The organism is Pluralibacter sp. (genome assembly GCF_019237635.1).
Classification (GTDB): Bacteria; Pseudomonadota; Gammaproteobacteria; order Enterobacterales; family Enterobacteriaceae; genus Enterobacter_B.
The window spans coordinates 1-12,138 of the sequence record NZ_JAFAGS010000177.1; the positions used below are offsets into that span (position 1 = coordinate 1).

General features: G+C 41.6%; 7 protein-coding genes and 1 pseudogene. 3 read left to right on the forward strand and 5 right to left on the reverse strand.

Features of this window, described 5'->3' with window-relative positions:
* From JO226_RS20905 to JO226_RS20915, 3 genes and pseudogenes are all read left to right on the forward strand, one after another.
* A pseudogene (locus tag JO226_RS20905) lies at window positions 1–850 on the forward strand (polysialic acid transporter); the annotation flags it as partial.
* 62 nt (window positions 851–912) lie between these two features.
* Window positions 913–2,943, forward strand: coding sequence for a capsular polysaccharide biosynthesis protein (locus JO226_RS20910; protein ID WP_296407009.1), 2,031 nt, complete (start codon window positions 913–915; stop codon window positions 2,941–2,943).
* A gap of 15 nt (window positions 2,944–2,958) precedes the next feature.
* Window positions 2,959–4,206, forward strand: a complete 1,248-nt coding sequence (locus JO226_RS20915) for a capsular biosynthesis protein (protein WP_296407011.1) — start codon at window positions 2,959–2,961, stop codon at window positions 4,204–4,206.
* Between the two features lie 20 nt (window positions 4,207–4,226).
* On the opposite strand, the gene JO226_RS20920 is transcribed toward JO226_RS20915, so the two are convergent.
* From JO226_RS20920 to JO226_RS20940, 5 genes are all read right to left on the reverse strand, one after another.
* Window positions 4,227–5,489 carry a hypothetical protein gene (locus JO226_RS20920; RefSeq protein ID WP_296407013.1) on the reverse strand — a complete coding sequence of 421 codons (1,263 nt, stop codon included), beginning with the start codon at window positions 5,487–5,489 and terminating at the stop codon, window positions 4,227–4,229.
* Window positions 5,490–5,590: 101 nt separating this feature from the next.
* Window positions 5,591–9,415, reverse strand: a complete 3,825-nt coding sequence (locus tag JO226_RS20925; RefSeq protein WP_296407015.1) for a CDP-glycerol glycerophosphotransferase family protein — start codon at window positions 9,413–9,415, stop codon at window positions 5,591–5,593.
* Between the two features lie 12 nt (window positions 9,416–9,427).
* Window positions 9,428–10,540 carry a stealth family protein gene (locus tag JO226_RS20930; protein ID WP_296407017.1) on the reverse strand — a complete coding sequence of 371 codons (1,113 nt, stop codon included), beginning with the start codon at window positions 10,538–10,540 and terminating at the stop codon, window positions 9,428–9,430.
* Window positions 10,541–10,586: 46 nt separating this feature from the next.
* Window positions 10,587–11,258, reverse strand: a complete 672-nt coding sequence (locus JO226_RS20935; protein WP_296407018.1) for an ABC transporter ATP-binding protein — start codon at window positions 11,256–11,258, stop codon at window positions 10,587–10,589.
* Window positions 11,255–12,031: an ABC transporter permease gene (locus JO226_RS20940; protein ID WP_296407020.1), complete on the reverse strand. Its 777-nt coding sequence runs from the start codon at window positions 12,029–12,031 to the stop codon at window positions 11,255–11,257. Before JO226_RS20940 ends, JO226_RS20935 begins: the two co-directional genes overlap by 4 nt.
* Window positions 12,032–12,138 lie beyond the last annotated feature (107 nt).

Here is a 12,138-nt window from a genome sequence, read left to right on the forward strand (position 1 = left end):
CCTTAGCTGGGCGCGTCCCAAACCCGGCGCGACGCATTTCACCATCGTGCGACGGCAGGGAACAATGAAACGGACCGAGTACTACCCTCTCAGTAGCGCCTCCGGAAAGACGCTCCAGGATGGCGATAAGCTCATCATCAGCTCAGACCGTTATGCTGGCACCATTCAGATTCGTATTGAAGGCGCTCACTCCGGTGAACACGCTGTCGTCCTGCCATACGGTTCGACGATGAAGCAGGTGCTAGCGCAGTTAAGACCGAACAGCATGTCGCAACTCAGCAGTATCCAGTTGTACCGCCACTCCGTGGCGGTACGGCAAAAAGAGATGCTGAATACGTCGCTGCAAAAACTGGAAGAGGCATCTTTGTCTTCACAATCAGCCACCCAGGAAGAGGCGCGACTGCGAGTCCAGGAAGCGCAGCTCGTCAGCCGTTTTGTGGCGAAAGCGCGCAACGTCGTGCCTAAAGGTCAGGTGGTTCTTAACGAAAGTAATCTGGATAGCGTCATTCTCGAAGATGGCGATGTCGTGACTATCCCCGAAAAAACCTCGCTGGTCATGATCCATGGCTCTGTACTCTTCCCCAACGCTATCTCCTGGGAGAAGAAGCTTGATGTGGATGACTATATAGAAAAATGCGGCGGGCTGACGCAGAAATCCGGGCAATCGAAAATCATCGTGATCCACCAGGATGGCTCAGCCGTGGACGCGGACGATGTCGACGAGATCAAACCGGGCGACGAAATCATGGTGCTGCCGAAATATGAAACCAAGAATCTGGAAGTCACCCGCGGTATTTCCACCATTTTGTACCAGTTGGCGATCGCGGCCAAAGTCATTCTGGAGCTCTGATAAACCCCGCTGGCGACGCAGAGGCATCGCCAGTCTGCATACAAACACGGAAGCAGAATGCAATGATCGGTATATTCTCCTCCGGGATCTGGCGGATCCCTCATCTGGAAGCGCTGCTGGGTCAACCCTGCCGCAAGCTTTCTTCATTCTCCGCAACCTCGGGTAAACACCCGTTGAAAGCGATTGCCGTCTGGGGACAGCGGCCAACGGCATCGCGCCCTGTTGCGTTTGCAGAAAAATCAGGGCTTCCCGTCATTCGGCTTGAGGATGGTTTCATTCGCTCCCTGGGATTGGGCGTTAATGGTCACCCTCCTCTTTCGATAGTGATGGATGACACAGGCATCTACTACGATGCCAGCCGGGCGAGCCGTCTTGAAAAGCTCATTCAGGATAGCGCAGGTAATGCCGCGTTCACTGACGACGCCCGGCAGGCGATGGAAATCGTGGTGCAAAACGATCTCTCAAAGTACAACCACGCACCGCCTTTCACGGAAAACCCCAGCGGTAAAAAAACAATTCTGGTCGTTGACCAGACACAAGGGGATGTTTCGATCGCGCAAGGAGGAGCAACCGAACGGCAATTTGCCGCCATGCTCTCCCGCGCCATCGCCGAACACCCGGATGCCAACATTTGGGTAAAAATTCATCCTGATGTGCTTAGCGGTAAAAAAAAGGGGTATCTGTCCGCCATTCCCGATGTACCGCATGTGCGGCTCATGGCGCAGGATGTCAGTCCGCAATCCTTGATGCGCCACGTTAGCCACGTATATACCGTCACGTCACAGTACGGTTTTGAAGCGCTCATCGCTGGTAAGAAGGTCACTTGCTTTGGGTTGCCGTGGTATGCCGGCTGGGGGCTCACAGATGACAGACACCCTCTTGCCGCTCGGCTTGCCGAAAGACGCGGGAATGCCTCATTGCTTGATCTGGTCAGCGCCGCCTGGTTTCGCTATGCCCGCTATGTCGATCCGCAAACCGGCGCCCCCTGCTCGCTGTTCAGGGTTCTGGATCACCTCAAGCTACAGCGCTCACATCACATCCTTCGTCGGGGAGCGTTATGGGCACCGGGCATGACGCTCTGGAAGAGCAGTATTATCAAACCCTTCCTGAAAACCACGGACAACCAGCTGAGTTTCAGCAAACATCCCGGGAGCGCCAGTGTTTGTATTGTCTGGGGAGTGAATGGTGAAAAACGCTGGCAGGAGGCTGCCAGAAAATCAGGACTCCCTATCTGGCGCATGGAGGACGGTTTTTTACGTTCCACCGGGTTAGGTTCCGACCTGCAGCCCCCGCTCTCTCTGGTACTCGATAAGACGGGGATTTACTATGATGCGACCCGACCGAGCGATTTAGAAAACCTACTCAACCACTCGCAGCTCACTCCTGCACAACGGCTGCGCGCAGAGGCTTTGCAGCAGGCATTAGTCGCCAGTAAAGTCAGCAAATACAACCTCGGCGCCCGCTGGCGACTGCCTCCTGAAGCTGCTGGTAGACGCGTGCTGCTGGTACCGGGCCAGGTGGATAACGACGCTTCAATTGCAACCGGCACCTTTTCCGTCAATACCAATTTCAACCTGCTGCAGACCGTTCGTAGCACCCACCCTGACGCGTTTATTGTCTATAAACCACACCCGGATGTTCTGGCCGGTAACCGTCCCGGGCATATCCCCGAGGAAATGGCGAGCTACCTGGCCGATAGTATCGTGCGGGACGCCGATATTATCGAATGTATCCGGCAAGCCGATGAAATTCATACCATGACTTCGCTCTGCGGGTTTGAGGCGCTCATCCACGGCAAGGAAGTTCATTGTTATGGCATGCCTTTTTATGCCGGATGGGGCTTAACGCACGATATACACCACTGCCAGCGTCGGATTCAGCAACTCACGCTTCAGGACCTTATTTATCAGACCCTGATTTCATATCCCACCTATGTCCTCCCGGATATCCGACACCCCGTCAGTGTCGAAACCGCCGTGCAATGGCTTGAAATGCAGCCGCGAAGAGAAATGCGCATTAACCGAGGAGTAACAGGTTGGATAGCACGAAATGGGCGCAAGCTAAACACTCTCGGTAGAGCATTGAGCCGCTAATTAAGGGGGGAAATCATGAAAAGCAATACGTTACAAACTCTGCTGGCGGGAAAAAAATACCTGCTCCTGCAAGGACCGATGGGACCGTTTTTTAATGACATGGCGCTCTGGCTGGAATCTCAGGGCAGAGAGGCCAGGAATGTGGTATTCAACGGCGGCGATCGCTTTTACTGCCGTAAACGCAGGTATTATACCTTCCAACAGACAGCAAAAGACTTCCCGCGCTGGTTGAAAGAAATATGGCAAGACTATCCTTTTGATACGCTTATCTGCTTTGGCGATTGCCGGATGCTCCACCAGGCCGCTAAGCGTTGGGCTATCTCGAAAAATATCCGTTTTCTGGCTTTCGAAGAAGGGTATCTACGACCACACTTTATTACTCTCGAGAGCGGCGGTGTAAACGCCTACTCTTCACTTCCCCGCGATCCGGAGTTTTATCGCCACCTCCCTGATTTGCCGGAACTGGAAGTCACCAGCCTGAAACCCTCAACAAACCTGCGCATCTGGCACGCGATGTGGTACTACTTTGTCAGTTGGTTTTACCGCCGCCAGTTCCCAGAATATCGCCACCATAAATCGTTTTCACCATGGTATGAAGCGCGCTGTTGGCTACGCGCTGGGTGGCGAAAACAGTGGTACCGTTTCAAAGAGCGCCACATTATGGCGCTCCTCAAAGGTAGCCTGAAGAAACGGTATTTTCTGGCGATACTCCAGGTCTATAACGATAGCCAGATCCGTAACCACAGCGACTACAAAGATGTACGTAACTACATCAATGACGTGATGTACTCCTTTTCGAAAAAGGCGTCACCGACAGATTTTCTGGTGTTCAAACATCACCCGATGGATCGTGGCCATCGTCTGTACGGACCATTAATCAAAAAGCTGGGTAAAAAATACGGCGTCAGCAACCGCGTGATTTACGTGCACGATCTCCCCATGCCGCATCTGCTCTCACTCGCTAAAGCAGTGATCACCATTAACAGTACTGCGGGGATTTCCGCCCTGATCCACAATAAGCCCCTAAAAGTCATGGGGCGGGCGCTATATGACATCAAAGGTTTGACCTGGCAGGGACATTTGAATCAGTTCTGGATGGCTGATTTTAAACCTGATAAAAAGCTTTTTGGAGTATTCCGCACTTACCTGAGAATGAATACACAAATAAATGCGGTATTTTATGGTAGGAGATCTCCGGAATTAATAGAGTATCAAAACAACCATCAATTCAAGACATCCGTTCTAAAGTGGTTTTTACAATAATGCCCAGAGGTGGTTAAAAATCAACATCTCTTCGACACTACAACATCATTTTTACTAATATGTACTATATTATTAATCGGATAAACGAATTCTCTAAAATCGTAATAAATATGTAAGGCAAGCTGGTACTCACCAGCCGGGAGATGCTTTAACGCATCAAATCCATATCGCCAATAGATAAATAACACTCGATTCATTTTTTTATTAAGTGAAATAGAGTAACTTGAACCATTCCCTATAAACTCTATTTCAGCGTAAACTTTAGATAATTGTTTTTCATCTTTAAAAGCACCTAATAAGCGTGAGGCATACAACATCCCCTCAGAATAAACCATACGCATATCAATTGCTTTTTTCTCTAACACAGGGCAGGTCCCCGCTAACTGAATAACCTTCGTAAACTGCCGTTTTACCAGTTCCATTGCTGAACCTGAATGCTCCATGTCTTTTATCATAGCGACATTTATTCCAGAAAATTCCTTCATCGGCAGACCTCTGGATGCATCAAAATCTCGCTCAGCAAATGAGTAAGTGACGTTGCGGTTTCGCATTGATGGCAAATACTCGATATAATTATAATACTTCCTGGCCTTAGTCCCCAGACTATATCTCATTAACGCATTTTGCGATTTATAATTAAACAACTCCATCTGTGGGATATCGATAAAAAACCTCGAATCAGGAAACTCAGAAATATAATCAATGGCTATAGAACCACCCTTAGAATTGCCATAAAAAATAATATCCCGAGGTTTTAAATTATATTTAAGACACAACTCGCCAATAAATTTAGCAACTATATTTCGAACAGGAGCACCAGAGGATGTCTCATGCATATAGTTGCCATAAACACTTTCTCTGTCCTGGAAGGCAAGAATAAGAATTCCCTGCAATCGAGACTGTAGAGATGTCATTGCACTCAATCGATAATTAACATTATCAAAATTACTTACCCCAGGAAAGGTCACCAAACACTTCCTGGGATTAACCAACTCCCCACTTAATGAATAATAAACATTTCCACCTATGGAAGAAAAACATTGGATATTATATTTTTTATCAAACGCTATTTGATCCGGATGAAACATTTTTTCGTCAGAAAAAACAAGATTAACCTTATCGTCATTGCCGGACAGATAAACCTGATCGGTATCACTAACTGGAAGGTTCGTAAACCATTTCCCATTTCGGCCTGAAACAGGTATTTCAAAACCATTTATAATTAGGACGGTCCGAATAAATTCTTTTGAGTCTTTAAATTGAATGTTGGCATAACGCGTCATGTTTTATTCCAATAAAAAATTTATTTTCATTTACTCAATGAGTCATTATTAATAGGAGTTGCACGCCATAGAAAAGGCGTGCAACTTATTTATCGCATCTCTTATATAACATACCGTATTACATGCTGAGTAGATTCATTTTTCCACAATCGCGCGGTGTATAATTTTTGGCGTAATTTATTATCCACGACAGGTAATCTACTCAAGCACGCTTGCTGAAAAACATCTACCGCAACGTCATACTCACCATATGACATAGCCAATTCACCATACAGTGACAATGATTTTATTGATAACTCACTCAGACAAACCGTCCTAAAATAAGAATAAGCCTGATCCGACAAATTGTTTTCACACAGTTTATATAAAAAATCCTCAATAATTCTTAAAGGAAGATCCTCCCAATATGCATCGATAAATACCTTTACTATATCTAAGTTAGTTTCTATATAAAGATAGTACTTTACTATATTTAACCTATAATCCTCTTTTAATAATTCTGGTTCATCAGACAAAAATAAGAAATCATCGACTCTGATTGCTTTCTTGCGCAGAGCTCGCAAAGAAAAAAGGTAACAGCAAGCAAATAAGGAGATACCGGTCCGGCCTTGTAGAATTGATGAATTACCTATACACCTGGAGATGAGAGCCCATTTATTTAATTTAAGCAGAGCCCTTAAATAAATGGTTTTAATTAAAATGTTTTCTTTATCACAAGAGGGTAACAATGGAAATATTTTAATTATATATTCAAATCTTTCGGATATTTCAAGAACTCGCAAACGGATAAAATCAGAATGAAACATTGAGGAATTGAAATAGTCCTTATGTTCATTGATAAACTTAGCGGTTACACCAGGTTCAGAAACGAAGTTATCGAATAAGTATTTATCTTCTTCATTTAATGGATTGGATATTGACATTTCATATGAAGAGTCAAAAAATAATTTTTTATAATACAAGATATTCAGATTATGATCTTCAATATCAGAAAAATCAATATAATCCTCATCTACAATACTTTCATATATCTTTAGCTTTAACTCAAAGTATTTCCTGTCGGAATAACTTAGTGACTCACAAGAAGACATAACATCCTGAGCAAGATCAAAATAGCCCAGAGATATTAATATATCAATATAATTAACAATGTATTCTGGTTCTATATCAAGAAATCTGTCATCACCACATGCTACTGAGAAGATACTATCATAGCGACGTTTGGCAAAAACCATATCACCAAAGTGATAGGTTTGCTTTGCCCATTCTGCAACTTTACGTTTCCCAGTCAAAAAACCTGCTTGCTCTAAAACATGAGTCTCTATGTTAGAGGTATCAAGCGCCTCAATTGCATCCAATGTACGCTCACAACATTTGCCATCGCGATAAGGAAAGAATAAATCTACCTTCTCTTGATAATAATTCTCAAGTTTACAACCATTCTGAATGGTGCTGATAACAAAATTAACAGCCTGCATCTCCTCATTAAAAACTGGGCCAAAACCATTTTCACGATAACTGAAATAACCTTTATTGTAGTGACCCTTATTAAAAAAATCCTCTTCGTCAAATTGATAATAGCACACTGGCTTATTAAGATAGGCAACTTCAAAGGCAACCGATGAGTAATCAGTAACCATCAAACTAGCCTTAAGAAATAGTTCTTGTATACTACCTGATGAATGACTGAGAACTGTAACATGTTCCGGGAGCATATATCTATCAAGATATGGCTGAATATTGGCATGAGGAAAGAATATTATTCTATACCCGTTATCCTCAGATATCTTTTTCAGCTTATCATTGGCAAGAAAATCATACCATTTCTGTGCGTATTCACTTTCCGTAAAGTCAGATAATAGTTCCCTGGTTGTCCCAGAAATTACCTTTCCAAGTAATGAAGGACGCCATGTTGGCATGACTAATATTATCTTCTCACTACAAATCGTTGAGTTGACAAGAGCATCATGGCGAGGCAATCCAGTAAAAGCGACTTCATTGGCAGTGAACTTATAAGTCCCAAAGTCCCCGGCAATTGATCTGTATTCATCACTAGCAGAAGTCACAAATAAATCAAACTTTTTCCAATCCGGTCTAAAGAGAGTAGATTGATCGTTATGAATAATGCCATGTTGCAGAAAAATAAATTTCTTCCAGGTCATGCGCTTATCTTTGAAATAATCGGTAGCGAACTGTGCAGCATGGGAACTAATTACCCGTGAACATGACTCCAGCGCCAGCTCATGCTCGGCACTGCCAAATGCCAAAAGGCGAAAACCCTCCCTTTCCAATCGTTCCCAATCATGCGAGTCATTGAGTAGAACAAAGTAGGAATCTATATCAGGCCTCACCTTTTGACAGTACCGATACAAGTGCTCGGCATTGTCATCAGCCTGATTATCCCTATCCATAAAAATCCAGCAATTTTTATACTTTGCATTTACCCTAAACTTTGGCTTTAATATCGCATGCTGTTTAACTATCTCGCGAAAGGAGATCTTATCAACAACTTTATTATTTAACCCTCTTATCTTAACAGGTTTCCTGTCTACCCTTATTGACAGAGAATCATTGTTATTGAATTGATTTAATCTTAGCCATACCTTTCTTTCAAGAAAAAATTCTCTACCAAATAGATAATGCGTCACATTTTTTTCTATGGATGGGCAAATGTCTTTCTTACCTTCGATAAAGTACTCCGCATGTATTTTTGATGAATAATAACGAAAAAGAGACATTTTCTTAGATTCATTATATTGCAAGAGTTCGACAACACCATTAAATCGCTGACTACCAATAAGATTTAGACACCCAACTTTTAATTGCTCAGTACATGAAACATTAAACTTCCCGATAACATCAGCGCCAACTAAGCTCAATGCCACTTTGAAATACTCGATAAACCGCTCGCGAGATTCTGTCGATAAAAAATCGAGTAATGATTGGTTGGTTAATCCTCTTTTAACATATTTTAATAAAAAATAGTAAAGTGTTCTTCTTAGAAACACACTCCATGTCTTAGCCCTCGGCAAAGCATAATTGAATCTGTCAACAAAATTAACAAAAGATTCCTGGTACAAAACCTCATTACTCCAGTCTCCTGCCTTAAATGGCATTGAAATGTTATTTTCATGAACCAGGTATTTTGATTTGGTTGATATACAGATTCTTCTTGTATTTGGCAGACTTTGAAATATATCAATATAAATCCCTAAACCATCAAAATCAAAACAACCAAATCCCCCTTCTCTACGAAGAAAAACCTTTAGTACCCCAGTCGGAAAAAAAGCACCATAGACAGAATCAACGACAGTTTTATCTGGCGGAACATTGACCTCTGGTAATTTGCTAAATAATGCAGTCAGAGCATTAAAATTACGTCCAATCTCATGCATCGAATTAGCCTTTAAGACTGAAGTGCATATAATTGAACCACGTTTTAGTTTTTTAGGATCTGTGGAAATGAACTTATCAGTAACCTGCATAAAATTCACATCCAAAAAATCATTCCCCCAAAGAAAAACGGTATAGTGATTTCTTAAAGACTCAACAAATGAACAATATGAAAGCATATCATCTGCAGAGTAGAACTTTAAGTCTCCATCACTCTCCTCAAGATAATTTTTTAAAAACCCACACTGAATGTCATTAAGCCCTAAATCTATTACCGAAACGTTGATCTTATTAAAAGACACCAGTCTCTGATTATTAATTGATTGTATACACCGTTCCAGGTCAGTGACCGTTTCATTTGCAATAACAACTATTTCATAGGAAAATTTAGTTGATGCAATGGTATTTTCAGTTTTAGCTGTTCTAGCCTTTGTTATAATCTCCCTCTTATTTCTAGCTATATTCCTTTTTTCAAACATATCATGAAAAAACAATTTTGGGTCACGAAAAAGTTTTTTTATCTTCCTGTTCATAAAATATTCCAGTTATCTACTATTTTTTCTCATATCAAAATAAGATGATAACGCCGAAAGAAGGTGTTCCTTGTAATTATCGGTGGATTTTCTTTCAGTATTAAAATCATTAGCACAAAATGAATGGGGCGGAATGTTGCATACTTTTGCGAAATGCAAAGCTCGATAATGCCCTACAGCTGAAAACGAGCGAATATTGAAATAATAACAAATATCTCTTCGAGGTACGGCCTTTCCACGAAGATACATTAGCCATGGAACAAAAAAAGTTGCTAAATTCAGATCATTATTTGTTCTGAATTTATTTTTCAAAAAAAGTCTAATTTCATTTTCATATGATGTCCATGCAAATCTAAACATACTCTTTCTCAGAGGAACATATGTATGCACAAGAGAACGATCAACATTGATGTTATAATCCCTCTTTAATATAGAACCTGAACTTAGTGATGCAGATAACGTTGGCGTATTGATGCCTTTTTCCTCCATTGCTGCAAGACTTTTTCCGGATATAAACAGAGATGCTATTCCATTACTATTAAAAAAGTGCGAAGCAAGCAATGGTCTTGCGACAAACACATCGTCATTAAAGTAGATAAAATTCTCAGACAATTCAGGGATATTATGTATGTGAGCCTCAATAACGTGTGAATTGAATGTTGGGAGATATTGCTGATCAATTATCTCACGATGATCAATTATTTTTATCTTCGAGCTTAACGATAATACATCTGGGATTTGTTGGTCCGTAACAACAAAAATAGTTCTCACCCACGGTAAAAACTCTATCACGCTTTTAATGGAATAATAAATTTCATTATGGTCATCGAAACGCGCCACATCCATAGCATGCCTACCTATCTCGCTATGACTTTGCGTATAAAGGCGACGATAATGACCACATTTTTCTTTCCAGACAGGGTCGTCACTGTTCACCCAAGTATACACTACGTCAATTGGATCCGTGGTCACTATCGCACGCTCGAGATCCGTATCATGCCTGATCAAAACATCCTCTTCATATTCCGGGCATTGAATCTCATTTCTAATAACAGGATATCGCTTATTAAAATAATCGCGAAAAAAAACACCAGGATTTCTAAACAATTTCTTAATCTTCCTCATGGAGGCGACACCACTTCTAAATACAGGATGAATGGTATACAGATAGTTACTGAATACCGAACTCGTCAAATCTATATTTTTTAATAGCATCCATGACTTTATCAAAATACAGAACCTGATTTTCTCTATTCAGATAAATAGCGACATCACAGTGTTCTACTAACGTAAAGAAATTATGCGAAACCATTAAAAAATTAGCCCCTTTGCCGCGTTCTTTAAACATTGCAGAGCATTTATTTTTGAACTTCTCATCACCAACAGCAGTCACTTCGTCGACAAGATAGTAATCAAATTTGAATGCCATACTCAGGCCAAAACCTAACCTCGAACGCATCCCTGATGAGTAGGTCCGAATTGGCATATCAAAATACTTACCTAGCTCTGCGAAATCCTCGACAAAGTTCAACACATCACGAACATCTTTTTTCTTTGCATATAAATTGGCGACAAACTTTACATTTTCGCGTCCGGTCAGACTCCCCTGAAAGCCACCAGCCAAACCCACTGGCCAGGATATTTTCTTATCCGTGACAACTTCACCATCGTCAGGCTTATCTATGCCACCGATAATACGTAACAATGTTGATTTACCAGCCCCATTTCTTCCAACCAATGCAACACTTTTATTTTCAGGAAATTTCAAACTAACATTTTTAAATATATATTGACGTCCTTGGGGCGTTTTATAGCTTTTGGTTATATTTTTTAACTCTATCATGATGATAACATCGACTCCTCATTTATCCGATACAACGCCAACCCAATAAAAAAGACCGAGACGGAACAAAAAGCAAGATATCCAATGCTTACACCACTACTTGAATAGCCATCCACAACTGATTCTCTGCTTAATTCAACGGCATGAACTATTGGGTTAAATAAAAAATAAGAACGATACTCAGCAGGAATCGAGTGCAAAGGAAACATTATGCATGAAACAAAATAAAGAGGTTTGAGCAGTATCGGGATAAACTTCTCCATCTCTTTAATAGTGCAACCAGCCACCATAAAAATAAGCCCAACACCACATGAAAACATAATAAGAAAGAACCATGAAAGACTTAATACCAAAATTTGATGAACATCTATACTCTCTCCAATAAAAGCCAGTACAGTCATCAAGATAATATATACCACTGTATATATTAAGACCTCCAACAGCATTCTGGCAAAGACTGTATCGATTGGTTTTACTGGGCGATAATTGAACAACCCTGAATTTGCCTCTATTGCCTTTATCGAACGATTGCTAATATTTGTGAAAATAAAATAAGGAATCAATCCGTTAATCAGGAAGACTGTAAATGATATGTCCGGCATCGTTCGCTGCATAAAGTAGCCAAAAATTGCAAAAAGAACGGCCATGTGTGTTACGGGCTCAAGAATTGCCCATAAATAACCCAATCTGTATTTTCCAAAGCGAGTTCTGATTTCACGCAAAAATAATGCATAAACCGCAGCTCGCTGTACTTCAATCCCACTTCTCACCATTCTGCACCCACAAATTTAGATATTCCGACGCTACCGCCCCTGGCTTACCGCTACCAGAGTACTGAAACGTATTAATCATCGTATGAATGTCTAAGAAAAGTCCCGAT